The sequence below is a fragment of the Erythrobacter sp. S259 genome (assembly GCF_057364965.1).
Window position 1 is genome coordinate 2,664,937 of record NZ_CP200286.1, and the last position, 26,926, is coordinate 2,691,862.

Annotated in this window: 26 protein-coding genes and 1 tRNA gene; 11 read left to right on the forward strand and 16 right to left on the reverse strand. The window is 57.2% G+C overall.

All coding sequences use genetic code 11. The features are described 5' to 3' along the window. Positions 1–69 precede the first annotated feature (69 nt). Entirely contained in the window at positions 70–906 is an 837-nt protein-coding gene (locus AC0V60_RS12605; RefSeq protein WP_486178801.1) for a hypothetical protein, read from the reverse strand. Positions 907–1,608: 702 nt separating this feature from the next. Between AC0V60_RS12605 and AC0V60_RS12610 the strand changes: the two genes are divergently transcribed. The 5 genes from AC0V60_RS12610 to AC0V60_RS12630 all read left to right on the forward strand — a co-directional run bounded on the left by AC0V60_RS12610 (position 1,609) and on the right by AC0V60_RS12630 (position 4,646). Then, positions 1,609–2,064 carry an energy transducer TonB gene (locus tag AC0V60_RS12610; RefSeq protein WP_486178802.1) on the forward strand — a complete coding sequence of 152 codons (456 nt, stop codon included), beginning with the start codon at positions 1,609–1,611 and terminating at the stop codon, positions 2,062–2,064. Positions 2,065–2,135: 71 nt separating this feature from the next. After that, the gene (locus AC0V60_RS12615) at positions 2,136–2,915 is read left to right on the forward strand and encodes a MotA/TolQ/ExbB proton channel family protein (protein ID WP_486178803.1); all 780 of its coding nucleotides are present in this window, start codon (positions 2,136–2,138) and stop codon (positions 2,913–2,915) included. A 130-nt stretch (positions 2,916–3,045) separates the two neighbouring features. Next, positions 3,046–3,582: an ExbD/TolR family protein gene (locus tag AC0V60_RS12620; protein ID WP_486178804.1), complete on the forward strand. Its 537-nt coding sequence runs from the start codon at positions 3,046–3,048 to the stop codon at positions 3,580–3,582. 25 nt (positions 3,583–3,607) lie between these two features. Next, positions 3,608–4,045 (forward strand): ExbD/TolR family protein, encoded by a 438-nt coding sequence (locus tag AC0V60_RS12625; protein ID WP_486178805.1) that lies wholly within the window; start codon positions 3,608–3,610, stop codon positions 4,043–4,045. A 175-nt stretch (positions 4,046–4,220) separates the two neighbouring features. Beyond that, a complete protein-coding gene (locus tag AC0V60_RS12630; RefSeq protein ID WP_486178806.1) occupies positions 4,221–4,646 on the forward strand; it encodes an ExbD/TolR family protein in 426 nt (141 codons plus the stop codon). Here AC0V60_RS12630 and AC0V60_RS12635 read toward each other — a convergent pair. From AC0V60_RS12635 to AC0V60_RS12665, 7 genes are all read right to left on the reverse strand, one after another. Next, positions 4,643–7,123 carry a ligase-associated DNA damage response DEXH box helicase gene (locus tag AC0V60_RS12635; protein WP_486178807.1) on the reverse strand — a complete coding sequence of 827 codons (2,481 nt, stop codon included), beginning with the start codon at positions 7,121–7,123 and terminating at the stop codon, positions 4,643–4,645. The two genes, AC0V60_RS12630 and AC0V60_RS12635, sit on opposite strands and share 4 nt — an antisense overlap. Then, positions 7,123–7,629, reverse strand: a complete 507-nt coding sequence (locus AC0V60_RS12640) for a DUF2059 domain-containing protein (RefSeq protein ID WP_486178808.1) — start codon at positions 7,627–7,629, stop codon at positions 7,123–7,125. Before AC0V60_RS12640 ends, AC0V60_RS12635 begins: the two co-directional genes overlap by 1 nt. Continuing rightward, positions 7,626–7,946 carry a hypothetical protein gene (locus AC0V60_RS12645; protein ID WP_486178809.1) on the reverse strand — a complete coding sequence of 107 codons (321 nt, stop codon included), beginning with the start codon at positions 7,944–7,946 and terminating at the stop codon, positions 7,626–7,628. Before AC0V60_RS12645 ends, AC0V60_RS12640 begins: the two co-directional genes overlap by 4 nt. An 83-nt stretch (positions 7,947–8,029) precedes the next feature. Beyond that, positions 8,030–8,830 (reverse strand): hypothetical protein, encoded by an 801-nt coding sequence (locus AC0V60_RS12650; RefSeq protein WP_486178810.1) that lies wholly within the window; start codon positions 8,828–8,830, stop codon positions 8,030–8,032. Next, positions 8,778–10,214, reverse strand: coding sequence for a phosphoglucomutase/phosphomannomutase PgmG (gene pgmG, locus AC0V60_RS12655; protein WP_486178811.1), 1,437 nt, complete (start codon positions 10,212–10,214; stop codon positions 8,778–8,780). Before pgmG ends, AC0V60_RS12650 begins: the two co-directional genes overlap by 53 nt. Before the next feature lie 134 nt (positions 10,215–10,348). Further along, on the reverse strand, positions 10,349–10,669 hold the full coding sequence (locus tag AC0V60_RS12660) for a J domain-containing protein (protein ID WP_486178812.1): 321 nt from the start codon (positions 10,667–10,669) through the stop codon (positions 10,349–10,351). 3 nt (positions 10,670–10,672) lie between these two features. Further along, a complete protein-coding gene (locus AC0V60_RS12665) occupies positions 10,673–11,497 on the reverse strand; it encodes a division plane positioning ATPase MipZ (RefSeq protein ID WP_486178813.1) in 825 nt (274 codons plus the stop codon). A 116-nt stretch (positions 11,498–11,613) separates the two neighbouring features. Here AC0V60_RS12665 and panC point away from each other — a divergent pair, with 116 nt between their 5' ends. The 6 genes from panC to AC0V60_RS12695 all read left to right on the forward strand — a co-directional run bounded on the left by panC (position 11,614) and on the right by AC0V60_RS12695 (position 17,389). Next, complete coding sequence (gene panC / locus AC0V60_RS12670; protein ID WP_486178814.1) at positions 11,614–12,480, forward strand: pantoate--beta-alanine ligase; 867 nt, start codon at positions 11,614–11,616, stop codon at positions 12,478–12,480. A 25-nt stretch (positions 12,481–12,505) separates the two neighbouring features. Continuing rightward, complete coding sequence (locus AC0V60_RS12675; RefSeq protein WP_486178815.1) at positions 12,506–13,546, forward strand: DUF475 domain-containing protein; 1,041 nt, start codon at positions 12,506–12,508, stop codon at positions 13,544–13,546. A gap of 60 nt (positions 13,547–13,606) precedes the next feature. Further along, positions 13,607–13,680: transfer RNA gene (locus tag AC0V60_RS12680), tRNA-Gly, on the forward strand. Between the two features lie 108 nt (positions 13,681–13,788). After that, positions 13,789–14,700 (forward strand): sulfate adenylyltransferase subunit CysD, encoded by a 912-nt coding sequence (cysD, locus tag AC0V60_RS12685; RefSeq protein ID WP_486178816.1) that lies wholly within the window; start codon positions 13,789–13,791, stop codon positions 14,698–14,700. Beyond that, positions 14,700–16,616, forward strand: coding sequence for a sulfate adenylyltransferase subunit CysN (cysN, locus tag AC0V60_RS12690; RefSeq protein ID WP_486178817.1), 1,917 nt, complete (start codon positions 14,700–14,702; stop codon positions 16,614–16,616). The genes cysD and cysN overlap by 1 nt, the downstream gene beginning before the upstream one ends. Continuing rightward, positions 16,613–17,389: a 3'(2'),5'-bisphosphate nucleotidase CysQ gene (locus tag AC0V60_RS12695; RefSeq protein WP_486178818.1), complete on the forward strand. Its 777-nt coding sequence runs from the start codon at positions 16,613–16,615 to the stop codon at positions 17,387–17,389. Before cysN ends, AC0V60_RS12695 begins: the two co-directional genes overlap by 4 nt. Here AC0V60_RS12695 and AC0V60_RS12700 read toward each other — a convergent pair. The 8 genes from AC0V60_RS12700 to pepN all read right to left on the reverse strand — a co-directional run bounded on the left by AC0V60_RS12700 (position 17,363) and on the right by pepN (position 26,925). After that, positions 17,363–17,950, reverse strand: coding sequence for an OmpA family protein (locus AC0V60_RS12700; protein ID WP_486178819.1), 588 nt, complete (start codon positions 17,948–17,950; stop codon positions 17,363–17,365). The two genes, AC0V60_RS12695 and AC0V60_RS12700, sit on opposite strands and share 27 nt — an antisense overlap. Positions 17,951–17,964: 14 nt before the next feature. Continuing rightward, a complete protein-coding gene (locus AC0V60_RS12705) occupies positions 17,965–19,773 on the reverse strand; it encodes a cation:proton antiporter (protein WP_486179494.1) in 1,809 nt (602 codons plus the stop codon). A 39-nt stretch (positions 19,774–19,812) separates the two neighbouring features. Beyond that, entirely contained in the window at positions 19,813–20,364 is a 552-nt protein-coding gene (locus AC0V60_RS12710; RefSeq protein WP_486178820.1) for an adenine phosphoribosyltransferase, read from the reverse strand. Between the two features lie 89 nt (positions 20,365–20,453). Continuing rightward, positions 20,454–21,317: a cytochrome c1 gene (locus AC0V60_RS12715; RefSeq protein WP_486178821.1), complete on the reverse strand. Its 864-nt coding sequence runs from the start codon at positions 21,315–21,317 to the stop codon at positions 20,454–20,456. A 38-nt stretch (positions 21,318–21,355) separates the two neighbouring features. Beyond that, positions 21,356–22,654 carry a cytochrome b gene (locus AC0V60_RS12720; RefSeq protein ID WP_486178822.1) on the reverse strand — a complete coding sequence of 433 codons (1,299 nt, stop codon included), beginning with the start codon at positions 22,652–22,654 and terminating at the stop codon, positions 21,356–21,358. Between the two features lie 56 nt (positions 22,655–22,710). Continuing rightward, positions 22,711–23,265, reverse strand: coding sequence for a ubiquinol-cytochrome c reductase iron-sulfur subunit (gene petA / locus AC0V60_RS12725; protein WP_486178823.1), 555 nt, complete (start codon positions 23,263–23,265; stop codon positions 22,711–22,713). Between the two features lie 248 nt (positions 23,266–23,513). Next, positions 23,514–24,287, reverse strand: coding sequence for a purine nucleoside phosphorylase YfiH/LACC1 family protein (locus AC0V60_RS12730; RefSeq protein ID WP_486178824.1), 774 nt, complete (start codon positions 24,285–24,287; stop codon positions 23,514–23,516). Next, complete coding sequence (gene pepN / locus AC0V60_RS12735) at positions 24,277–26,925, reverse strand: aminopeptidase N (protein WP_486178825.1); 2,649 nt, start codon at positions 26,923–26,925, stop codon at positions 24,277–24,279. Before pepN ends, AC0V60_RS12730 begins: the two co-directional genes overlap by 11 nt. Position 26,926: the final 1 nt, after the last annotated feature.

Genomic DNA, 26,926 nt, shown 5'->3' on the forward strand with positions numbered 1-26,926 from the left:
CGCTTAGGTCCGCGCCGCTCAAGGTCAAGCCTCAAGGTGATGGCCTCAGGCTAATCAAGGGTTGGCCGCTTATGTCTCTTGCGCTTCGGTTATTGCTCGCTCGCAAGGCCCAAGCGCCTCGATCACAAAGCGGTAATCGGTCTCGGCAAGCTGCCGCGTCTCGGGCTCGCGCGCCAAATTGGCGCTGGAGGGAAGCTGCGGCGGAAGCGAACAGGCAAGGCGGTACCAGCGCAACGTTTCACGTTGAGGCGCGCGCGCGGCCGAATCAATGATCTCGCCCCAGGACACGCCCCAGACGGGCCGCTGACCTGGGCGGCGCAGAACAGTTATCGACACAGGCGAGCGATCCTTTGTTGCCACAAAAATCTGAGTTTCCGATTCGCCCACCAACGTGCCGCGCACCGCCAGCGCATCGCCAATGCCCGTGATCAGCGGCGGCACATCGCCGCTAGCAAGGTCGGTCAAAATCGGGCGCAGCCGCGCCTCGAGCTGGGGCGTGTAATCCAGCATCGCCTGCTTTCCCGTGAGGCGGATAGATCCGCGGTCTCCCGCCACACGGTCAGCAAACAGCAACACCTCACGTCTTTTATATTTGTCAGGCTTACCCTTCTGATTGAGCGGGACGTCAACCAGAAACACCAGCGATTCGCCCACCGCCGAAGAACCAGCGATCAGCGCAAGGGTGCGCGCTTCGACATAAAGCCTTGCAAATCCAGGCCGCAAACCCGGTGCGCGCTCGGGCTCTACCACGGCCTGGCGGCGAATCTCTGCTTTGATGACCATGTCACTTCGCTCAGCCAAATCGGTCAAATCGGCATAAGTTGCCGCTTCAGAAGGATTGATCATTTCTGGGACAGGGTTTTGTGAAACCGCCGGCGCACCCGCAATCAGGAGTGATCCCGCCAATATGGTGCATACGCCTAGGCGTTTGAAAGAATTAATTAAATTTGTGTTAATGCGTGCCAGCATGACAAGTTCCTAATCCGGGTGCCCACAAGATATTTGGCCCATTCCTATTGCAAACCTATCGCAATGAATCACCCCTGAATGGATAAAGCGTTTGATTGCCTTAGTGTTGACCGTTAAAGCGGGCACCTCGTGTTGAGGTTGGGGACAAAGTCAACGCGAAGAGCGCTGTATCAGTTCTGATCCGAAACGGAGAGAATTTATACGGTCGATTGGGATGGTTTTGAGCGAGCGCCTAACGGGTTGACGGGTGTCGCTGCGAAATATCGGACCGGTCGGAAGTTCAAGATTCTGGGAGTCATGCCCTGGGACTGGTTTGAGCACGACGCGTATTTGATCAAATGCGAATCGGCGTTGCTTGCGTTGGCCCGGTGTGTGAAAATTTGTGTCGAACGCCCCGGTTCGACTTAGACTATGGAGTGAAAGCGACTGGATGGCCTACGCTGACCAACAAATGGGTGGAAGCCGTGTGACTTCCATTATCATCGTCGCGGTGATCCATGTGGCGATTGGGTACCTGCTCATTTCCGGACTTGCCATTTCGGCAGTGAAAGAAATCGCGCAGCGGGTTACCACTGTCGACATTGAGGAACCCGAGGAACCCCCCGAAGAGCCGGAGGAGCCCCCTCCCCTGAGGAAATCGTGGAGCCGCCGCCCGTCGTGCCGCCTCCGCCGATTGAGAACCTCAACCAAAACAACAATGTTGAGCGGGAACAAAACCCTGATCCCGAACCGCAGCCGTCGCCGCAACCGACGCCTCGTCCAACAGCGACACCTGAGCCGACACCAACAGTGGCGTCTCAAGCGCGCGGTCCACGCACCCGCAATGAACGGCGGTGGGCTGGTCGGATTCAGGAGAACTACCCTTCACGCGCCCTCAGGGAAGAGGTCGAAGGAACGGTAGGCGTGAGTGTGACAGTTACGGACAATGGCCGCGCGACCAATTGCCGGGTTACCGCATCGAGTGGGTCTGACGTTCTCGATAAGGCAGCTTGCCGGGGTATGGAGCGTTATGCACGCTTTGAACCGGCGCTCGACTTTGGTGGCAACCCGACAACCGGAAGCTACAGCACACGGATTACCTACCGTCTGAACTGATCGATTTTATGGCGCCTGCGGGTGGGAAAACCGCAGGCGCCAAGGACAATATTTCAAGAGGATTACTCGCAATGAATCTTTATCAACTTGCTGCGGCGGCTGCCGAAACTGAAGCACCCGTCAACGAATTCGGCTTTTGGAAAGCGATGGAAGAGGGCGGCCCTGTCGCTTGGTCGATCCTCGCGGTCATGGTCATCATGTCCGTTGGCTCGTTTTACATCTTGTTCACCAAATATTTCGAACAAGCCAAAGTGATGCGTCAGTATAAAGGCGTTCAAACCGCGTTCTGGCGCGCTAACTCGCTCAAAGAAGGTGCAACCAAGCTCGAGAAAAACTCAGCATGGCGCCAGCTTGCTGACGATGCCGTCACCGCTCAAGACCACCACGGTAAGATGGACGGCGCAGGCAACGAAATCCACTTCGTTGAAGAAGAGCTCGCTCACTCACAAAACACCATCAACCAAGCGCTTTCGGGCGGCCTGTCGTTTCTCGCATCTGTGGGCGCGACTGCACCGTTTATTGGTCTGCTTGGCACTGTGATCGGTATTTACCGCGCGCTCATCAACATCGGTATCGAAGGTTCTGCTTCGATTGATAAAGTTGCTGGCCCGGTTGGTGAGGCGCTCATCATGACCGCTATTGGTCTGCTTGTGGCTGTGCCTGCTGTGCTTGCATTTAACTGGCTCCAGTCACGCAACCGCCGTATCGACGCTCTCATGACTGACTTTTCGAACAACATCGTGGCCTACATCGGCTCAGACGGTGTGATCAAACCAACTATGGCTGCGGCTCCTGCTGCGGCGAAAAAGCCTGTTGCTAAGCCTGCTGCTGCGGCTCCTGCGAAGAAGTAAGCATTATTGATCCGGCCGTTGGGTGCGCTTCGCGTTCCTGATGGCCGGATGCTTACCCAAACGCAGCGTGCCTGATTTTAGGTCGCAGTTTTGAGAAACGCTCAAACTTTGAGCAAATAAGGAATTCACAATGGCGATTTCGACGGGAGGCGGGGGCGATACCCCAATGTCCGACATCAACACTACGCCGCTCGTGGACGTGATGCTGGTTCTCCTCATCATCTTCCTCATCGCGGTTCCAGTGGCGATCCAAACGATCGAAAAGCTTGAGATCCCTGTGTTCGAATCCGTAGAGTCGAAGAACAAGGTGGAAAACCTTCAGCTGACGGTCAGTACGACCGATGCCGACGGGAATACGCCGCAGCTCACTCGATCAGGTTATGGCGGGGCGACCCGCGGTGGTGAATGTCGGATATATTACAACAACACCACACCGGTCGATTCGGAAGAACTTCGCAAGGATGCTTTCGAGCGCCTTGAGAATATCATCGAACGTGCTGGGGGTATCGACGCTGTTCTGGCTGATCCGGAATTGATCCCACAGGTCCACATTCGCGCTGACGTAGAGGCCCCATGGCGCTGCGTTGCGGGTGCGATCTTCAACATTCAGGCAGCGGGCTATCCGACGGTTGGGTTCATCTCCAACCCGGTTGATCCCAACGGCTGATCGGCGATTATAAGGAGTAACTGACATGGGTATGGCTGGAGGTAAACTCGACGGCGAACCGATGATCGACATGAACATGACCCCGCTGATCGACGTTCTGCTCGTTCTGCTGATCATGTTCATCATCACCATTCCGGTGGCAACGCACTCGGTGGATATTGATCTGCCATCAGGCGATCCACCGCCAACTGACAGCATAGTCGATCCGGTGAAAAACAAACTGTTCATCACCGAAACTGACGAGCTTCTTTGGAATGGTGAGCCTATCACCACTGGCCAATTGGTCACATTGCTTCAGCAAACCCTCGCTTTGGAGGTTGAACCTGAACTGCAATACGAGCCGGTGGGCCAGGCAAGCTATGACCGCTCGGTCAAAGTGCTGCAAATCATCAAGCAATCGGGCGTGACCAAATTCGGCTTTGTCGGAAATGAGCGCTACCGCGTGTTTGGCAAGGGCGAGTAAGCCTTTAACAAGATTGGGACTTTGGTCCTGAAAAAAGGCGCTGCGAGGAAACTTGCAGCGCCTTTTTTGTTGCCCTGAGGGCTGTGAGTTGCAAAGCAGATACCCGTGTGCGTTAGGCAACCTATTGGTTTTGCTATACCTTATGCTTCTGTCCTAGGAGAGAAGGAGAAAGACTATGGCTTTTTCGCAAACCCATAATGGTGACGAGTCCGTCAGCTCCATGAACATGACGCCGCTGATTGATGTGCTGCTTGTTTTGCTCGTGATGTTCATTGTGACGATCCCGATTGCCAATCACTCGGTCGAGGTGGATGTCGGCACCGGTAAAGGCTTGGCGCCGGACCCTGTCATAAACAAAGTTGTCGTCTTGAAAGATGATACTGTTTTGTGGAACGGCAATGCAGTGTCGAAAACCGAGCTGGCTGGGCTTCTCAAAGCCAGCACCCTCATGGTGCCAGAACCAACGCTCCAGTTCGAACCTGAGGCACAAGCCAGCTATCAAACGTCTGCACAGGTGCTGCGAGAGATCAAATTTTCAGGCGTCACGAACTTTGGCTTTGTCGGGAATGAGAAGTACCGAAGTTTCGCTTCGGGCAATTAATCCTCCTCGCCATGCGCCGGGTCTTTCGGGTCGATGCGCATGGCTTCTCCCGCAAGGCTCTCCGCCTCGATGAGGAGTTCATCGTCCACCGCTCCTTGCGGCACAGCCTCGCGGCCGATCATGGTCATCACCGGCACCGCCAAAGGCGAGACCCGCTCAAGCTCCACATGGACAAGCTCGCTTTGTGAGCGCTCAAGCAAATCGGCAAGACGCCCCACATCAGTCATTCGCGCCCGCGCATCGGCCCACGCGGCTTCGAGCAAAACATGGCCGGGCTCATATTTCCTCAGCACATCGTAGATCAAATCCGTTGAGAAGGTGACCTGCTTGCCCGTCTTGCGCTTGCCGGGAGTTTGGCGCTCGATCAGGCCACTGATGACCGCAACCTCGCGGAACGCGCGGCGCAAAAGGTGGCTTTCCGTCACCCAATCGGTGAATTCCTCGGTCAGGATATCAGGCGAGAGCAGTGGTTTAGGGTTCTCCACCGGCTTGAGACCCCAAACCGCGAGCGTGTAGTCATTCGCCACGAACCCGGCGGGCATAAGTCCAAGGCTCTCCATCCGCCGTGTGATCAGCATGCCCAATGACTGGTTCGCGTTCCACCCTTCGAAAGTGTAGTACACGGTGTAGTGCTTCTTCGCATGCGGGAAGCTCTCGACCAGCAATTCGCCCGGTTTTGGAAGTCGGCTGCGGTAATCCTGCACCTCGAGCCACTCGCGCACATCATCAGGAAAACGCCCCCATCCCGCGCGGTCGTCAAGCATCGACTGAACCCGCGTCGCGAGATGGGTGGTAAGCGGCAAACGCAGGCCGCCGTAAGAAGGGATTGTCGCTGATTTCTTGGCCGCGCGCACGATAACGTCCATGTCACGCACGCTCTCAACTTCAAGGCTCATACCCGCAAAGAAGAACGTGTCGCCCGCGGACAATTGCGCCGCAAAGCGCTCCTCCACTTTGCCGAGTTGCCGTCCATTCTTGAAGCGCACTTGGAGCATTTCGCTATCAACAATGATACCAGCGTTCATCCTGTGGCGCTGCGCCTGATTAGGATGAGTGATCCGCCAAACCCCTGTTTTATCGCGTGTTATCCGCTTGAATTTGTCATAGGCTTTAAGCGCATATCCGCCGCTTTCGACAAAATGCAGCACACGATCAAATGTCTCAGGGTCGACCCAGGCATAGGCCATGGATGAGCGGATTTCGGCGAGAAGCTCGTCCTCATGAAACGGCCCCGCACACGCGCAGGCCATCACATGCTGGGCGAGCACATCAAGCCCCCCTGCGCGGAAATCCTCACCATCGCGCATGCCTTCATCGACCGCGTCTTTGGCCGCCATTGCTTCGAGAAACTCAAACCGGTTGCCCGGAACCAGCACCGCGCGGCTCGCGGTGTCGAGCCTATGGCCCGCTCGCCCGATGCGCTGAAGCAGCCGCGACGACCCCTTGGGCGCTCCCATTTGGACCACCAGATCAATATCGCCCCAATCGACCCCCAGATCGAGCGAGGCGGTGCACACAAGCGCGCGAAGCCCGCCCGCCGCCATCGCGTCTTCGACCTTACGCCGCGCCTCTTTGGAAAGGCTCCCATGATGCACACCGATAGGCAGGTTCTCCTCATTTATCTCCCACAGGCACTGGAAGATAAACTCGGCCAGAAAACGCGTGTTGGTGAAGATCAAAGTGGTGCGGTTATCGCGGACCGCCTCCATCAACTGATCCACGGCCCAGCGCCCCGCATGCCCTCCCCATGGCACGCGTTCTTCGATGGGCAGAAGAATATCGACCTCGGCAGGCGCACCATCTTCGCCCAGCACCAAATCGGCGGCGTGGATCTCTCCTTGTGCATCGGCGGGCTGCGGGGCGAGCCATTCTTGAAAGCTTAAGGGGTTTGCCAGCGTCGCCGACAAAGCCACCCGCTGCATTTGAGGCGCAAGGGTTTGCAGCCGCGCCAAGGAAAGCGCCAAAAGGTCCCCGCGCTTGCCAGTTGCGAAGGCATGAACTTCGTCAATGACCACCCGTTTGAGGGTGCGGAACATGTCCAAACTCTCTGGATAAGAGAGCAGGAGCGAGAGGCTTTCCGGCGTTGTGAGCAAGACATGCGGCGGCTTTGTGCGCTGGCGTTTCTTGCGGTCCGAAGACGTATCGCCAGAGCGTGTTTCCACCCGAATGGGTAAGCCGATCTCCTCAATCGGTGTGAGCAAATTGCGCTTCACATCGTGCGCCAGCGCCTTTAGCGGCGAGACGTAGAGCGTGTGCAGACCATCCTCGGGAAGCTCGCCCTCAGAAGGCGCAAAATCGCACAAGGTCGGCAGAAACCCCGCAAGCGTCTTACCAGCGCCGGTGTCCGCAACAAGCAGCGCATCGCGGCCTTCACGCGCCTTGGCAAGCATGCCGAGTTGATGGCGTCTGATCCGCCAGCCTCGGTCACCGAACCAAGTTTTGATTTCAGCCGGAACCAATGCGGCAGATGAGTTCATTAGTAATCGCTGTCTACCGCTGCAGGTTCCATTTCCGCCAATTCCTCTTCGCTCAACCCCAAAAGAGACGCGAGTTTAGCCCGCTCTTTTGCATCAAGCGCAGAAAAACGGCGGCCTTCCGGGAATTGTGCAGCGGCAGTTTCCATCGCCTCTATTAGCGCGGGCATACGCTGCATCATCACGGGCATCACCTCATTCATGGATGCCATGACTTGGGGATCGGCAAAAATAAGGAAGCTTTCAGCAGCATATTTCTTGCCCACAGGCGTCGCAAAATACACCGCGAGATCATCCAATTCCGCCTCCGTAAAACGAATGGCATAGGCGCGCGCAAGGCCTGCACGGTACGCCGGTTCAACGTCGACCACCACTTCGCTAAGAAGGCTGAACATCGCCTCGCCCACGGCGGCATTGCGTTCGGCAGCGGCCGGATCAAGCACTGCAATCGCTGCCTCAAGCTTATCGCCTTCAATGCCGCTTAAGGTGATGGGATCAAGGCCTGTCAATGCAGTGAGTGTGATGGCCGGTGAACCGCCAAGCCCCCCATCATGCCCTCAAGTACAGGGGCAAGGCTCTCCTCCATCATCCTGGCATAGGTGCCTTCGGGGAAAAGCTTTGTGACAACTTGCTCAGCGGCGCCAAGACGCGCCTCCTCTTCGGGCGACAGCGGCTCAGCGCTGCCAAAGATATCGCCGAACAAATTGCCCACGGCTTCCAGTTCCTGCGCAGTCGGCTCGGTCGGATCGGCGGATTGTGCAGCTGCGGGCGCAGTGGCAACTGTAAAACTAAGGCCTGCAACAGCAGCCAGAACGAAGCGCTTCATTGGGAGATCCTTTCGCTGGTTTACTTATCTATGCCTGACTAAGCGCAGGCGTTCCAACTTCATCTTTGGGCACGAATTTCACCTCACGTACAGGAGCGGAAAAGAAAAACGGCCGCAAGGGCGTACAAGAACCAATAGGTCTTGACAGGATAGCGCTCGAAGAAGGTTCGTACAGCGCTTCGCACCCGGCGATCGAGTTCACTCGCTTCTTCCATTGCGCTTGGTGCATTGACGAATAGTTCAGGCTCAATTTTCTCTTCTGAGTCAGGAGTATAAGAACCCGCGTGGCTCCACTCCTCTTCAGGATCGGGATCGAGCCCCGGTTCGGCCCGCGGATGATGATGCGAGCGGCCATCCTCGGGCATCTCATAGCTGGGCTCATATTTGCCTCCATGCTGCCAAGGCGACGCAAATTCTGGCTCTAGCTCTGGCTCTGGCTCTGGCTCTGGCTCTGGCTCTGGCTCTGGCTCTGGCTCTGGCTCTGGCTCTGGCTCTGGCTCTGGCTCTGGCTCTGGCTCTGGCTCTGGCTCTGGCTCTGCAGGACCGTCCTGTCGAAGCTCTGGCTTGTCAACCGGCGGCGGCCTTGTCCCTGCACCCTCACTTGGCGCAGAGTCATCAGAGACATTCTCCCCGCCTTTGCGCGCCGCCTCGCGCTGCAATTCAGACGCCAGAAACAGCGCCTTTTCTCGTGCCTCGGTCAGTTCAGCAAATGCGGATATGCGCATTGCCTCTGCATCAAGCGCAGCGCGTTTAGTGGCATAGGCAGCATGGATAGCATCCTTATCGGACGTGACCGCAAGCCCCAGCTTTTCCCAAGCCCAATCTTTACCCTTAGTGCCCAACGCTCTCCCCGCGTTCGAGACCTGAGAGCGCCAACTGTTCATCAATCTGTGCGATCAGCCTCTCGAGACCAGCCTCAGTGTCGCTTTCCGCGCGCGCAACCAGCACATCTTGCGTGTTGGACGCCCGCAGGAGCCACCAGCCATCGGCTGTATTGACGCGCACACCATCTGTCGCATTGACCTCTTCCGCAGCAGGACCTGGATTGGTGGTGAGCCTCTCGGTTATCTCAGCCATCGCCGGGAATTTGCGAACCTCATCGACCTGGAACCGCATCTCCGGCGTGTTGAGCATATCGGGCACTGCGCCGCGCAGCTCAGTCACCGATTTGCCGAGCCGTGCAGTGGCTGCAAGCAAGCGAACACCAGCATAAAGCGCGTCGTCAAAGCCGTAGTAAGTGTCAGCAAAAAACACATGGCCGCTCATTTCGCCCGCTAAGGGAGAGCCTGTTTCCTTCATTTTGGACTTAATGAGCGAGTGTCCCGTCTTCCACATCAGTGGCTTTCCACCATGCTCTGCGACGTGATCAAACAGCGCGCGGCTCGCCTTCACATCAGCGATAATTGTTTGACCTTGATGAGTTTTCAGAACGTCCTCGGCGTAAATCATCAGCAGTTGATCGCCCCAAATCACGCGGCCCTCGCCGTCAATCGCGCCGATCCGGTCCCCGTCACCATCAAAGGCCACACCAAAGTCGAGGTTCTTGGCCGCGACGAGCGCGCGCAAATCCATCAGGTTCTCTTCAACAGTTGGATCAGGGTGGTGATTAGGAAAATGACCGTCAACTTCAGTAAACAGCAAATGATGCTCACCCGGCAGTCTCGCCGTCAACGCCTCGAGGGCAGGTCCGGCCGCGCCGTTCCCGTTGTCCCAGCCGACCTTGAGGCCGCTGAGCTTTGCCTCGTCAATACCGGCAAGGCCCTCAAGCATGCGCTCGACATACTCGCCAAGGATGTCGCGCGAGGAGACCTCTCCCGCCCCGTCACTCCAATCCCCAGCGGCGGACATAGTCCCCAACCTCTGGATATCGGCACCGAAAAACGGTCGCCCCTGAAATACCATTTTGAAGCCGTTGTAATTGGGGGGATTGTGGCTGCCAGTTATCTGAATGCCGCCCTTCACGTCTTCGGCTGAGGCTTCGGCGTAATACAGCATTGGGGTCGCGCCCATGCCGACCTTGACCACGTCGCATCCGCTTGCCGAAAGCCCTTCGACCAGAGCGTGTTCAAGCATGGGCGAGCTTACTCGTCCGTCATATCCCACAGCCACTTTCGGTGCGCCGCTCGCTCCATCGGCGTCTTCAGCCCGGCGAAGCAATGTGCCGAACGAGCGGCCAATCGCACGCGCGTCATCTGCGCCAAGCGTCTCGCCGATAATCCCGCGGATATCGTATTCGCGAAGAACGGTGGGGTGGAAAGTATGGGACATGAATTTCTAGGGCCTCAATTTTGAACTCTATGGGAAGCGCGAGGGGGCTAACACTCACGGTCTTGAAAGACAGCCTTCAACCTAGCGATGGTTTGCAATAAATTCCACGACGAGGCGCATTTGTCCGGCTCTGACTATTCAGCGCGCGTGTCATCATCGTCGCGCCCGCCCTTAATCGGGGTCAGCTCAGACAAAAGTAAGTCTCGCGCATCATTGGCTGCATGGACCAGCTCACTTGACCCGCCGCGATCAGGATGGACCTCAGCAATCAATTTCTTGTGAGCGCTTAAAATATCGTCCCTGCTGGCAAAACGCTTAACCCCCAACTCTTTGCGCGCTTTTGCCAATTTTTGCGCATGAGAAGGCGGCCCTGCGAGGAAATCCCAAGGCCATCTTCCCACTGCCCAGCGAAACAAAAGCGTGACGACAGCCAAGATAATCGCAAACTTTAGCATCGCTTAGGCAGGCTCCATCTTGGCCTTTGGCTGGGTAGGTTTCGGAAGCTTTAATGCCATAACCAAGTTGCGCAATTCCTGACGTGCAACCAGATGACTTGTGCCAAGATCACCCAAATGCCCTTTATCGAGCAAAGTCAGACCGGATGGGAAAAGCTCGCGGTAGATCACGCGTTCAGAAAGGCCATGGGTCACGCGAAAGCCCACGCGTTTTGACATCTCACCCAAAGCTTTATTGATCCGCGCCATGTTGCGCGCTTCGGTATGACCTGTGCGATTGCGCACCACGATCCAGTCCATTTCAGGCCGCTCGCCATTGGCGGTCGCACGGCTGCGTTTCATGCGCGCCTCCCAGATAAGCTCTGCGAAAAATGAAAGTTTTCTAACCTCGAAGCTCTCCGGATCAACCTGTCCGATAAGGTCGAAGTCCACAAAGCTGTCGTTCATAGGCGTCACAAGCGTATCAGCCTGCTCCACCGCAGCCCGCGCAAGTTCATCATCGCGCCCTGGGTTGTCGATAATGAGAAAGTCGCAGTCCTTCTCAAGCTTGTCGATTTTCACCAAAAGCGCCGAATCGCTGCGCCCTTTGAAGACTTCGCATGCAGGCGTCGGCAAATGGAGCCCGCGCCGCTGCATCGTGTGAAAGCGATTTTCCATATAACGATGCGAGGTGCGTTGACGCGGGTCGAGGTCAAGCATAGTTACTCTCGCGCCCAGATAAGACATAGCAACAGCGACATGCACAGCCGTGGTTGATTTGCCCGTGCCGCCCTTTTCATTGGCGAACACAATACGGTGCGTTCGCGTTGTAGCTGGAGCGACGACCATTGACGTTTATCCTTATCCTTTCAACGCATCCGTTGACCCTTTTGCGCCTGACGTCTTGTGAGAGATGCGCGCATCAGTCTATCGAATAGATGAACGTTATCCGAGGGGAGACCTGCGTGCAAACGGCGCATACACTCGATGTGTTGAGAACGGCCATTGCCAAGCTGCGAGCGGGCGGCGCGCGCATTGGGCTGGTGCCGACGATGGGGGCGCTGCATGAGGGGCATTTGACGCTTGTACGCCGGGCTTCGGAAGAATGCGATGCGGTCGCGGCCTCAATTTTTGTGAACCCCACGCAGTTCGGGCCCGGCGAAGACCTCGAGGCCTATCCGCGCCAATTGGCTGATGATGCAGCGATGCTGGAGGCAGAGGGCTGCGCGTTTTTGTGGGCGCCTCATACAGCAGAGATGTATCCTGATGGCCCAGAACGCTTCGTCACCAGCATTTCAGTAAGCGGTGTGAGCGAGGGGCTGTGCGGGGCTGCACGGCCGGGACATTTTGACGGCGTTGCCACGGTCGTGAACAAGCTTTTTAATCAGGTTCAACCCGACATGGCCTTCTTCGGGGAGAAGGATTTTCAGCAGCTCGCCGTGATCCGCGCAATGGCGCGCGATCTGGATCTCACACTTCCCCATGCGCATTCGATTATCGGCGTGCCAACGGTGAGAGAGGCGGACGGCTTGGCGATGTCGAGCCGCAACCGGTATCTGTCGAGCGAGCACCGCGCTGCTGCAGCGACGCTGCCCAAAGCGATGAAGCACGCGATTGCTGAGATCGAGGCAGGTGCGGATATCGCCGGCGCTCTTACTGCGTTTGAGCACGCCCTTATGCAGGCCGGATTCGACAGGCCCGATTATACCGCGCTTTGCGATGCCGCTTCCCTTGCGCCCCTTGAACGCCTAACCGGCTCACCCGCGAGGCTTTTGGTGGCGGCGCGCATTGGCGGCACTCGCCTGATCGACAATATGGCCGTCAACGGATGAGCCGCTCGAAGGATTTTGAACACCCATGCTAAAGCATTTCTGGGGCTCTTTGCTGTTCACCGCCATTTGTATGGCGCTGGGCGGCTGGTATGGCTGGACCGTATCCGGCACGGTCGAAGGCACGCTTTCGATCCTTTGGATTTGCGCGGTTTTGGCGGTGCTGGAGGTTTCGTTATCTTTCGACAATGCAGCCGTAAACGCCTCTATCCTCAAAGACATGGACCCCGTGTGGCAACAACGCTTCCTCACATGGGGGATTGCGATTGCCGTGTTTGGGATGCGGATTGTCTTTCCGATTGTGATCGTCATGGTGGCAGCCTCGCTTGGCCCGGTTGACGCGGTGCGCCTCGCTCTAAGTGAACCAGCCGAATATCAACGCATCGTCAGCGACGCGCATATTGGCCTCATGGGCTTTGGCGGCGCGTTTCTTGGCATGGTCGGGCTCAGCTTCTTTTTCGACGGCGACAAGGAACTCAACTGGATTGAGGTGATTGAACGCCCACTTTCCAAAGTCGCCGACCTCGAAGTGCTCTCCATTGGTATTGTCCTTGCGGGCACTTGGGCGACCTCAACCATGCTGGCGGATGCCGATGCGCTCACCTTCATTATCGCTGCGATTGGCGGGCTCTTGACCTTTATGGCGGTCGAAGTCGTCAATCACGTGCTTGAGCCGCCCACACCATCAACGGGCGACGTTGCAAAGGCAGGCTTCGGCGCATTTCTCTATCTCGAAGTGCTCGATGCCAGTTTCTCATTCGACGGCGTGATCGGAGCATTCGCGCTTACCAACAATCTGATCATCATCGCCATAGGCCTTGGCATTGGCGCGATGTTTGTACGCTCGATGACGATCTTCCTTGTGCGCAAGGGCACGATGTCGGAATACCGCTATTTGGAACACGGGGCGTTTTACGCGATCCTCGCGCTCGCGGTGATCATGTACATCAACACCTTCGCGCATATCCCAGAGGTCATCACGGGGCTAATCGGCGCGGTTCTAATCGGGCTTGCCTTCTGGTCATCTCTTCGCGCGAATAGAGCAGATGAAGCTTTGCAAGCTGCCTAGAGGACTGACAGCTTGACGAATTGGCGGCTTTAGTGGCAAAGGCGCGCCACCAAGAGACAAGCGGGTATAGCATAGTGGTAATGCTCTAGCCTTCCAAGCTAGCTAGAGGGGTTCGATTCCCCTTACCCGCTCCAGACCTCCCGCGAAATGGTCGCCTTGGCCAGCAAGCCAATAGACAAAACACCCCCGCATATAGCTTTTCTAGTTTTGCTTGACGCTGTTCAAGGCTTAGCTGCGCATCCATGACGACGCTTACCCACCTTCAGCGGCTTGAAGCCGAGAGTATTCACATCCTGCGCGAAGTTGTGGCTGAGGCTGAAAACCCGGTCATGATGTATTCGGTGGGCAAGGATAGCGCGGTTATGCTCCACCTCGCTCGCAAGGCCTTCTACCCTGCGCCCCCGCCTTTCCCACTCCTCCATGTCGATACAACCTGGAAGTTTCAGGAGATGTACGCCCTTCGCGACGCGGTCTCTGAAAAGACCGGCATGAAGCTTCTGGTATGGCAAAATGAAGAGGCGAAAAGCCAAGGGATCAACCCGTTCGACCACGGACCGCTGCACACGGATATGTGGAAGACTCAAGGGCTCAAACAAGCGCTTGACCACTATGGTTTTGACGCTGCCTTTGGCGGTGCGCGCCGCGATGAAGAAAAGAGCCGCGCGAAAGAGCGGGTCTTTTCCTTCCGCACAGCCTCGCACAGTTGGAACCCCAAAGATCAGCGGCCAGAGCTTTGGAACCTCTACAACGCCCGAAAAAGCAAGGGTGAGAGCATCCGCGTCTTCCCGCTCTCCAATTGGACCGAGCTTGATATCTGGCAGTATATCATGAGTGAAAAGATCGAGATTGTGCCGCTCTATTTTGCAGCTGAGCGTCCCACTTTTGAATGGGAAGGCGGCCTGTTTATGGCCGACGATATCGAAAGACTGGAGAAGGTCCTGGGCAAAAAGCCTGAGATCACCATGAAATCGGTGCGCTTCCGCACGCTTGGGTGTTTTCCATTAACAGGCGCAGTGGAAAGCACCGCTTCGACGCTTTCTGAAGTCGTGCAAGAGACGCTTCTGACCACGACCAGCGAGCGCCAGGGACGCGTCATCGACAAGGATGCAGGCGGTGCCGGCATGGAGAAGAAAAAGCAGGAGGGGTATTTCTGATGGAAAAGAACCGCCCAGCTTATGAAACGGATGCTCTGATTGCAGAGGACATCGACGCCTATCTCGACACGCACCAGAACAAAAGCCTGCTGCGTTTTATCACCTGTGGCAGCGTGGACGACGGCAAGTCGACGCTGATTGGGCGGCTGCTTTACGATTCCAAGATGATCTTTGAAGACCAGCTCGCGAGCCTTGAAGCGGACAGCGCCAAACACGGGACACAAGGCGAAGAGATCGACTTTGCGCTTCTGGTCGACGGCCTTGCAGCAGAGCGCGAACAAGGGATCACGATTGACGTCGCCTACCGCTTTTTCACGACAGAGAAACGCAAGTTCATCGTCGCCGATACGCCGGGGCACGAACAATACACACGCAATATGGCCACCGGCGCCTCGACCGCTGACCTTGCAGTCATCCTGGTTGATGCGCGCAAAGGGGTGCTGCAACAGACCCGGCGGCATTCTTTCCTGGTCCACCTGCTTGGCATCAGGCACGTCGTTCTGGCAGTGAACAAGATGGACCTTGTGAACTACGCCCAAGAGACCTTTGACGCGATTGTGGCGGACTATACGGATTTTGCCAAAGAGGTTGGGATTGAGGCGTTCACGCCGATCCCCATTTCTGGGTTTAAGGGCGACAACATCACCTCCGCGCCTTCTGCGAACACACCTTGGTATCAAGGCCCCGCGCTCGTTGATCACCTTGAGACGGTGGAGCTTTCAAGCACTGCTGCTCGGGAACGCTCGCTGCGCATGCCGGTGCAATGGGTGAACCGCCCGAACCTCGATTTCCGCGGGTTTGCTGGCCAAATCGCCACCGGCATTGTCAAGCCCGGCGACACGGTGCGCATTGTGCCTTCAGGCAAGACCAGCACGGTCAAGAGCATCACCACATTCGGCGGCGATTTGGACGAAGCGGTTGCAGGGCAATCTGTAACGCTCACCCTCGAAGACGAGGTCGATTGCTCGCGCGGCGATGTGATCGCGGCGGCTGATGATCCGCCAGAGGCCTCCGACCAGTTCTGCGCAAAGCTCGTGTGGCTCGATGAAACCGCACTTAAACCGGGCCGCGGGTATTGGCTCAAACTTGGCTCGCAAATGGTCACGGCAACGGTTCAAAGCCCCAAGTTTGAGATCGACATCAACAGCCTCGACCAATTGGCTGCCAAGACCCTTGACCTTAACAGCATTGGCGAGGTCGAGCTGGCCACGGACAAACAGATCGTGTTCGAGCCATATGCAAACAATCGTCAGCTGGGCGGGTTCATCCTGATCGACAAATTCACCAATGCAACCGTTGGCGCCGGCATGCTCGATTTTTCATTGCGCCGCGCCCAAAACGTCCATTGGCAGGCGACAACGATCACCCGCGACGAACATGCAGGCCTAAAGAACCAGCGCCCCCGTGTGCTTTGGTTCACCGGGCTTTCTGGTTCGGGCAAAAGCACAATCGCCAATGAAGTGGAGAAGCAGCTTGCTTTGATGAACCGGCACACATTCTTGCTGGACGGGGACAATGTGCGCCACGGCCTCAACAAGGATTTGGGCTTTACCGAGACCGACCGGATCGAAAACATCCGCCGTATTGGCGAGGTCGCCAAACTGATGGCGGATGCAGGTCTTATTGTCCTGACAGCCTTTATCTCACCCTTCCGGGCCGAACGGCGAATGGTGCGCGAGATGCTGCCTGCGGGAGAGTTCATCGAGATTTTTGTCGATACGCCCTTGGATGTCGCAGAGGAGCGCGATGTGAAGGGCCTTTATAAGAAGGCGCGCAGCGGTGAGCTAAAGAACTTTACCGGGATCGACAGCCCTTATGAAGCGCCCGAGGCACCGGAGATCCGCGTCAACACCGTGGATATGAGCGTCGAAGAGGCTGCCGAATATATCATAGCCCAGATACTGCCTCTCAAATGAACGCTGAAAAGACCGCCCCATTGGACCCTGCTGATCTCACTGACGCACAGCTTGCTGCCCATCTCGCGCAAGTGACGGGCCGCATTCTCTTGCAGGTGCGCGAAAGCGGCGTGTTTGAGGGCAAGGCACTGGGCAAAGCGGGCGATGAGACCGCGAACGCGTTTCTGTGCCAAGCCCTAAAGGCCGCTCGGCCCGATGACGGCCTTCTTTCTGAAGAGGAAAAGGACGATCTCGCGAGGCTTGAAAAGTCGCGCGTATGGATCGTTGATCCAGTCGATGGGACGCGCGAGTACGGAGAAAGGCGAAGCGATTGGGCGGTGCATGTGGGCCTTGCTGTTGACGGCGCGGCGACCGCGGGCGCGGTGGCGCTTCCCGGGCTTGGCAGCGGAATTGTTCTCCAATCAAGCGAAGTGGCACCGCTACCTCAAGCCGCCCAGAAGCCGCGCTTCCTCGTCAGCCGGACCCGCCCTGCAAAAGAAGCCGTCGCGGTCGCCGAGGCGATGGGTGGTGAGCTTGTCGGCATGGGCTCTGCGGGGGCGAAAGCCATGGCCGTGGTGCGCGGAGAGGCCGAGGTCTACCTTCATTCGGGCGGGCAATATGAATGGGACAATTGCGCACCTGTCGCCGTCGCACAGGCGCATGGCCTGCATTGTTCACGCATTGATGGCTCGCCAATGCGCTACAACCAGGCCGGCACCTATCTGCCAGACTTGCTGATTTGCCGACCTGAATTTGCAGAGCAAGTCCTACGGCTTGTCGCTAGCCTTAGCTGAAGGCGGCGGGCTTTCGGCAGGGACCGCTGCAAGAATTTCGATCTCGACCCGGCGATTGCTTCTGCGCCCTGCTTCATTGGCACCGCCATCAGGCAGCGCATTAGGCGCAGCCGGGTTCTGCTCGCCAAAAACGATGACGTCGATGCGGCGCGGGTCGGCTCCTGCCCAAATGAGCCACTCCGCGACGGCTAGACCGCGCGCTTCGGAGGACTGCACATTTGCTTCATCACTCCCTGCGCTATCGCTATGGGCACGAAGAATAATGGCACCGTTCAGTGGGAACAGGTCTGAGGCTGCGACCTCTTCGAGCGTCGCCACCGCTTTTTCATCGAGCGCGGCTCCCCCTTCCGGAAAGCCGATGATCGCGGTGTAACTCTCATCAGGCTTGGAAACTGTCACCTCGGAATTCCCCTCGACATCGGGGCGCAAGATCGACACCGGCTCCCCGGTGCCGCTTGGTGCGGAGGTGGGCTCAGTGTCCACGCTGCTTTCTTCCTGCTTACAAGCGCTAAGAGGAGCGAGGGTCAAGACCAGAAGGGCGGGCAAGAATTTGGGGCTCACGGGGCTCGGCTTTTCTACAGTTTCTTGGGTGGTACATAAGAAATGACGGTATCGCCAGCAAGCGGTTGCGGGCGAACAGCGTGGGTGAAGAAACGCAAAGCGCCGCTTTCGCGAATGAGCAGAAGCAGGGATGCATCATCGGGAAGCTTGTCACGCGCATCGTCAAAATCAAACTCGTCGGAAAGCTTGGTCTTTTTAAATTCCCAGCCATCTTTCAGACGGGCATTGACTTCATCCACGCCAAAGCCATCATCGAACAAGGCGCGTCCCCTGATGCCTTCTGGCAAAGCGGTGCGGCTTTCCTTGTCTTGGTCTCCGCCCAGTTGATAGACCATGTCCCGGCCAACTTCATGCGCGAATTCGTTGCAAACAAGAGCGTTATAAGCCTCGTTCTCAGTCGCTGCGACAAGGACCTGAAAGGGTGCAAGGTCAAGGTTATGTTCGGTCGCCTCGTTCAATATCTCACCGTGGTAATGCGGTAGGCCTTCAAGGCGGGCCGGGCCTAAGCGCTGCCAGCTTGGATCAACGATCATTACCGGCGTTCCAATGGCGTCCAGTTCACGGGCAAGTCCAACTGTCCACGCGGTCGATCCAACGATAAGGACACCGGGCCGTGTATCGCCTTTCACCTTCAAAAGGCGCGCGACGATGTTGATGCTGAAGCCATGGGCGATGACAGTGGCGACAACCACAGCAAAGCTGAGACCGATGAGGAGTTGCCCCCCGCCAATACCGAGGTCGCCAAGGCGCAGCGCGAACAGACCTGATATGGCGACCAGGACAATGCCGCGCGGCGCGATCCAGGCGACGAATAGGCGCTCATTCCAGGGGATGTCGCTGCCCAGCAGGGTCACCAGCACTGTAATGGGGCGCACAAGGAACAGCAGGACGAGAAGGAATGCCCAAGGGCGCCAGCTTGTCTGAAGGTAGGTTAGCTCCTCCCATTTAAGCGATGCGGCAAGCACGATGAAAATGCCCGATACAAGGATGACGGCGATGTTCTCCTTAAACGGATGGATCGAGCGCATGCTCGACACATCGCGGTTGGCCAAGGTTACGCCCATAACCGTCACGGCGACGAGCCCGGCTTCGTGCTCGATCTGATTGGTCAGAACAAAGACGGCAATCACGGTTATGAAAAGGACGGGAACTTTCAGGAATTCGGGAATCGCACCGCGAGGAAAAGCCCACGCGATAAGCCGCGCCGCAGCATAACCCACGAGGCCTGCCAAAACCGCGGCGATGACAAGCGGAGGGGCTACGTCAAAAAGACTGGCATCGGGGAACTCATTGACGCGGCGGAAATATTCATAAGCGAGCACCGCACACAAAGCGCCGGTAGGATCGTTGACGATGCCTTCCCATTTGAGGATTGAATTGGGGCGAGTTTGAATATTGGCTTGGCGAAGAAGCGGGATGACAACGGTCGGCCCAGTTACGATTAATATGCCGCCGAAAAGAACCGCAACTGGCCACACAAGGCCAGCGATATAATACCCAGCGAGCGCGCCAAGGGTCCAACCCACAGCAACGCCTACAGTGGCAAGCCGCCACACGGCTTTGCCCGAGTGCCTGAGCTCTTTGAGATCAAGGCTGAGACCGCCCTCGAACAGGATAAGCGCAACCCCGATACTGATCATCGGATCAAGCAGATCCCCAAAGGCCGCCTCTGGATCAATCAAACCGGTGATGGGCCCAGCGATGAAGCCTGCCGCCAGCATGAGGACGATCGCTGGCCACCCGGTGCGCCACGCGGCCCACTGTGCGCCAATGCCCAAGGCACCGACAGCAGCGATTGTTATGGCTTGAGTTTCAAGGGCGATGGTGAAAGTCTTTCCGAGAGAAGCAATGACAAGAGCGGCTTAATCGCCCTCAAATTCCATGAGTGATGCAACTTCAACGCCCTGCCCGCGCAATTGATCCGCACCGCCCAAATCGGGTAGGTCGATCACAAACAACGCGCTGTTCACCAAGCCGCCCGCCTGACGTAGAAGCTTAGCGCTCGCGGCCGCAGTACCGCCCGTGGCGATGAGGTCGTCAACGATAACGACAAGTTCACCATCAGCCACGGCATCGGGGTCCATTTCAAGCCGGTCGGTGCCGTATTCAAGGGCATAATCGACGCCAATCGTCGGTATCGGCAGTTTGCCCGGTTTTCGCACTGGCACAAAGCCGATGCCCAATTGAACGGCCACCGCCGCGCCAAAGATGAAGCCGCGCGCTTCCATCCCGGCGATTTTTTGGGCGCCCTTCGCCCGCGCAAGCTCAGCCAAATGATGGACGCTTGAGGCGAGGCCTTCATTGTGACCCATCAGCGTCGTGATATCGCGGAACTGAATTCCCTCCTTCGGGAAATCAGGCACGGTGCGCACCAAGGCTTTCAATTCATCGGGGGTTAGGAGGGGTGTGCTCACGGGAACTTTCTGTGGTTTGAAATCAAATGCAAAGCGCCCCGTCATCCCAACGCGGAAGACGGGGCGCTTTCGATCCCATTAGCCTTTGATCAAACGAGATCAGCATTGCCTTTCTTGCCCTTCTTGGTGGCCCAGACAGTCTTATAAGACATAAAGCCGAGGAAGGTCGCGAAAAGCAGGAAGCCAATCACGAAGAAACCGGTCTGCTTACGCTTGATCAACGAAGGCTCACCTGCCCAAGTCAGGAACGCGGTGATGTCCTGAGCCATCTGCTCTTCGGTCGCTTCGGTGCCGTCGGAATAGGTGATAATCCCATCCAGAAGCTGCGGCGGCATGGCGATATTGATGTTGTAGAAATACTCGTTGAAATAAAGGCCGGGAGGCGTCTCAAAATCGGGTGATTTTGCCACGTCCGCTGGATCAGGCTCGTTATAGCCCTGCATCAGTGAGTAAACATAATGCACACCGTCGTTGCGCGCTTTGGTGATGAGCGTCAGGTCGGGGGGAAGCGCATTGTTGTTGAATGCACGCGCTTCAACTTCGTTCGCATATGGCGATGGGAACAGATCAGTCGGAAGGCCAGGACGTTTGACCACAGAACCGTCCTTGGGGTCGATACCCGGAACCTGCCAGCTTGCCGCCTCAGCGCGCACTTCAGCTTCAGTGTAGCCGAGTTCCTGTAGATTGCGGAACGCGACGAACTTCAGGCTGTGGCATGCTGAGCAGACCTCTTTGTAGACCTGATAGCCGCGTTGAAGCTGCTGGTAATCCCACTTGCCCATAGGCCCGTCGAACGAGAAACCGCCTTCAGGAGCGATATTCGCTTCCTGAAACGCGTAATAGTCCGGCTTTACAGGGGACGCGTAGTTGAGGGCTCCGGGCAAAAGCGACCACAGGATCAAAACTCCCGTAATCCCTAGCCCAAAAAGGATGCCTCCAAGACGTATGGTCATGACCTAACTCTTTCTCGTTATCGGGTCAGTGGAACGGTTTATTCAGCAGGCTCTGCAGCCGGCTCATCTTTTCCGAGAACAGCCTCGGTGATTGAGAAGGGCAGCGCCTTTGGCACTTCGATCTGGCTGATGATCGGAAGGATCACCAGGAAGTGAAGGAAATACCACGCCGTCGCGATTTGCGAGAGCACGATGAAGGGTTCTTCTGCTTTCGCACCGCCAAGATAGAACAGCGCAGCCATATCGACGACGAAGATCCAGAAGAAGATGCGGAACAGCGGACGATAGGAGCCTGAGCGAACCGGGCTCTTGTCCAGCCATGGAAGGAAGAACCACAGAAGGATCGACCCGAACATCGCAATCACGCCGAGCAGTTTCGCCTCGATCAGCACGATGCCGGTAAACGGAATGGTGAGATCGCCGGTGAAGGCGCGAAGGATCGCGTAGAAGGGGTAGAAGTACCACTCAGGCACAATCAGCGCAGGCGTGGAAAGCGGGTTCGCCTCAATCCAGTTTTCAGCATGACCCAGAGCGTTCGGCGCAAAGAACACGACGAAAGCAAAGAGCGAGAGAACAAGACCCAGGAACCAGCCATCTTTGGCGGTATAATATGGGTGGAAAGGAACCGTATCGCTTTCCTTCTTCACTTCGACGCCCGTTGGGTTCGAAGAGCCCGGAATGTGCAATGCCCAAATGTGCAGGATCACTGCGCCAAGGATCACAAACGGCAACAAGAAGTGCAGCGAGAAGAAGCGGTTCAGCGTCGAGTTGTTCGGCGCATAACCGCCAACCAGCCACACCTGAAGCGGCTCACCGATGAACGGGATAGCGCCAAACAGGCCTGTGATCACTTTCGCGCCCCAGAAGCTCATCTGACCCCATGGAAGCACGTAGCCCATGAACGCGGTTGCCATCATGAGAAGGAAGATAACCACACCCAACAGCCAGATCATCTCGCGCGGTGCTTTATAAGATGAGTAATAAAAGCCGCGGAAAATATGGAGGTAGATCACCAGAAAGAAGAAGCTTGCGCCATTGGCGTGCGCATATTTCATGAGCCAACCATAGTTCACATTGCGCATGATGTGCTCAATCTGACCAAAGGCGACGTCGGTGTTGGCCGAATAGTGCATCGCCAGCACAATGCCGGTGATGATCTGGAACATCAGGAAGAAACCGGCGAGAACACCGAAATTCCACATATAATTGAGGTTGCGCGGAACCGGATAGCCTGCACCAATCGCGTTGTAGACCAAACGCGGTACAGGAAGTTTTTCGTCGATCCACTTGGTGAAATCGTTCTTCGGTTCGTAAGAGTTTGCCCAGGCGAAGCTCATAATGCTCTCTTGCTCTTCTCAGCTGTTAATCGGTTGCTGCTCAGAAATACGACAAATTAGCCGACGCGGATGACGGATTCGGATGCAAATGCGAATTCGGGAACGGCGAGATTGGTCGGCGCAGGGCCTTTACGAATTCGTCCAGCCGCATCGTAATGCGAACCGTGGCACGGACAGAAGTATCCGTTGAACTCGCCCTTGTCCTCGCCTTCACCCGCGCCCAGCGGCACGCAGCCAAGGTGAGTGCACACGCCAAGTTGCACCAGATATTCCTCATTGCCCTCGCCAAGACGCTCTTCCAGCGTTTGCGCATCGCGCAAGCCAGCCGCATCAACAGCCTTCATCTCAGCCACTTCTTCCGGGGTCATGCGCTTCACGAAAAGCGGCTGATCCCTGAAGACACCTTTGATCGACTGACCCGGCTCAAGCAAAGACACATCAACGTCAGTGGTTGATGCCGCGAGCACGTCAGCGGTTGGCGCCATCTGGCTCACCAAAGGAAACAGAACGGACGCGCCGCCAACACCTGCGGTGCTTACAGCGGCAATGTGGATCCAATCGCGACGACGAACGCCTTCTTCAGTGTTCGCATTGTCTGCAGTCGTAGCCATTACTCGATACCCTGCTCTTATAGCCGCAGAAGGGATAGGCCCATCGCGGCGGTAAAAATAATCTCACTGACTGCGCGAGGCCCGCGCACGCTGTCCCAGTTTCTGTGACATCCAACGCGTATGTTGGATTTCGGTTCCACGCGCCAAGGCCACAACACGCCGCCCCTATAATAGGATTATGGATAATGCCAATGGTGTTTTAGGCACGATTGGTTCTGCCGCGTGCAATCCCAAAGTTTTTCGGGAAGCTAGCCTACCGCGATCGCGCTTAGTTGACGCCCGTAATCCGGCGATCCTTCATGGGTTGCGAGCCTGTAAGAATAATAGATGTCCCGCATGGCGTAGGTATCATGGCCGAGCGCCGAATAGCCCGCAATCGCGCAGCTCTCGAGCCGGGCGAGGATATATCCGGGCAAATCAAACTGCCAGCGATTCGCCCCGCCGCGCACACCGGCATCCTGAAAATGCACTTCGTCATCGCTTGAAAAGTTTTCGCGAAAACCTTCGTCGACTTCATAGCTTGGCCGCGCAATCGTTGGGCCTAACACTGCGGTGATCCTGTCACGCTCAGCGCCAAGGCCCTCCATCGCCAGAACCGTGTTTTCCAAGACCCCGCCATGTGCGCCGCGCCATCCGGCATGAGCAGCGCCAACGACGCCTGCCTCCCGGTCCGCAAAAAGTACCGGACCGCAATCTGCAGTCACTATGCCAATGGTAATATCCCGGCGGTCCGTGACCAAAGCGTCTGCCACCGGGCGATCCCATTCGTGGTCAGGCCACTTTCTGCTGGCTTGCGCGCTGATCGTAATGACTTGAGGGGAGTGCACCTGCCGCGGTGTTTGCAGCGGAGAACCCGGCAGGACAGCGCTGGCCGCAGCGTTTCTCAGGGCGCGAATTTCTTCCGCATCGCCCGGGCCGCCATAGCCAAATTGGTGCAAGCCTCCGGCCGAGCCGAAAAATCCGTGGGGGACGCCCTTCAAAAGCGGCGAGCGCTCAATCTGGAAGGGCGTGTCAGCCTTCAAGGCTTCTGCTCACCTGCTCAAAGGTATCGCGGGACAGATTGTCCTGCGCCGCGACCCTCTCAAGCTCAGCTTTCATCAGCGCAGCGCGCCCCGGTTCAATCCGCCGCCACCGGCCTAATGCTGGTACGAAGCGAGCAGCGGTCTGCGGGTTAATCGGGTCGAGCGCAATGATGCAGTCCGCAATCATCCGGTAGCCTGCTCCGTCTGCTGAGTGGAAGGCAGAAGGATTGCCAGTAAGCGCCATGTACAGCGAGCGCACCCGGTTGGGGTTCGACATGGTAAAGTCTGGATGCTCCGCAAGCTCTTCCACATGCGCAAGCACATCGGGGTGGAGCGAAAGCGCCTGAAGCGTGAACCACTTGTCAATGACAAGCTCATTGCCAGCAAATCGCTGATAGAATGAGGCAAGCCTCTCTTCGCGTGCAGGGGTCTCCAAACTGGCGAGAACCATAAGCGCGCCCTGACGGTCGGTCATATTGTCGGCGGCATCGAATTGCTCCGCTGCAAGCTGAGCGGCTTTGCCAGTGTCAAAGGCGGCGACATATCCAAGGACCAGCGTTTTGACTTTGCGGGCGCCCACGCCTGCTGGATCGGCGAATGGCACTTTTGAGCACCGTTCATACGCGCCGAGCAATGCCTCTGATTGCGCCTCCCCGATAGCCTTTTTCATCGCCTCACGCGCGGCGTAGATCGCACCCGGATCAGCTTTCCGTTCGCCGGTAGCCATCGCCTCGAAGAGATAGCTCTCAGACGGAAGCATAATCAACTCGCCGCGCATGGCATCATCAAGAGCGGGGTCTGCGATCACCGCGCCCACCGCCTCCACGACCGCCTCACGGCCAGCATCGATGGCGCTCTTGTCCGCCTCACCGCTCGCCTCAGCGATGAGAGCATCCACGGCCAGCTCCTGCATAGCTTCATAGCGTGCAAATGGATCATCATCCTTGGCTGCAAGGAACAGCAGCGCATCGCGGTCAAGCGAACGCTCAATAATCACAGGCGCGCTGTAGCCCCGGTTGATCGAAACCACGGGTTTGGGGCCCGCAAGAGGAAGGCGCAGCTCAGCCTTTGCCTCGGTGAGAACAACGGTCTGCTCAGTGCCCAGCGCGCCGCTCTCACGGTCGTGCACGGCTAGACGCAAGGGTATCGGCATGGGGCTCTTTTCAGATTGGCCCGGCGTCGCAGGAACAGTTTGCCTCAGGCTCAGCACGAGCTCGTCGCCCTGAACTGCCTGGTTCACTTCGACGCGCGGGGTCCCAGCCTGTGAATACCACAGGCGGAATTGCTCAAGATCGAGCCCTGCCCCCTCTTCGATAGCGCGCACAAAGTCCTCGCACGTCGCTGCCTCGCCGTCGTGGCGGTCGAAATATAGGTCGGTGCCTGCCCGGAACCGCTCGGGTCCCGCCATGCTCCGCATCATGCGAATAACTTCGGCTCCTTTGTTGTAGACAGTTGCGGTGTAGAAGTTCGAGATTTCGCGGTAGCTGTCAGGCCGAATTGGGTGCGCCAAGGGCCCGGCATCCTCGGGGAATTGCGCTGCGCGAAGGATGCGCACCACCTCAATCCGTTTGACCGCTTCCCCGCGCATATCTTGGCTGAACAATTGGTCACGAAGAACGGTAAAACCTTCTTTTAATGACAGCTGGAACCAATCGCGGCAGGTGATGCGGTTACCCGTCCAATTGTGGAAGTATTCATGCGCAATCACTCCTTCGACGCCGTCAAAATCGGCATCGGTCGCGGTGTCGGCGTCTGCGAGCACAAATTTTGTGTTGAAGACGTTGAGGCCTTTGTTTTCCATCGCCCCCATGTTGAAGTCTGAAACCGCGACGATGTTGTAAAGGTCGAGATCATACTCGCGCCCGAACACCTCTTCATCCCACTTCATCGAACTGTGGAGCGAGGCAAGCGCGTGGTCGGTGCGGCCCAGATCCTCCGCACGCACCCAGATATTGCATTCGACCTCGCGGCCCGACATCGTGGTGAAAGGCCCGCTTTTGGCGACTAGATCGCCTGCGACCAGCGCGAAGAGATAAGATGGCTTGGGCCATGGATCGAACCACTCGGCAAAATGACGCCCACCCTCGAGATCGCCGGTGGCCTCCTTATTGCCATTGCACAAAAGGATCGGGAAAGCGGTCTTATCGCCTTCCATCCGCACCCGGTATGTCGAAAGCACATCGGGGCGGTCCGGGAAGAAGGTGATCCGCCGAAACCCTTCGGCCTCGCACTGGGTGCACAGCATCCCGCCCGAGGCATAAAGGCCCATCAAGGTCGTGTTCTTGTCGGGCGCAATCTCAGTCGTGATTGTTACCTCGTGATCTTCACCCTGGAGCGTCACGAGAAGGTCAGGTCCCTCCATAACCCATTCATCACAGGCGGCACCATCGACCATCACGGCTTTAGCAGTGAGGCCGTCACCGTTCAGCCGCAGCACTTGCGCAGCGTCTGCTTTTGCGTTGCGCCGGACCGTGAGCGTCGCGGTCACTGTTGTCTTTTCAGTGCCAAGCTCGAAGTGAAGCCTCGTCTCGGGCACGTTCCACGCAAACGGCTTGTAATCCTCACGTCGGATCACAGGTGGTTCGGCTGGCGGTGGGGGTGCGTCGGTCGCGCTGATCGAGTCGTGTGCAATATCCATG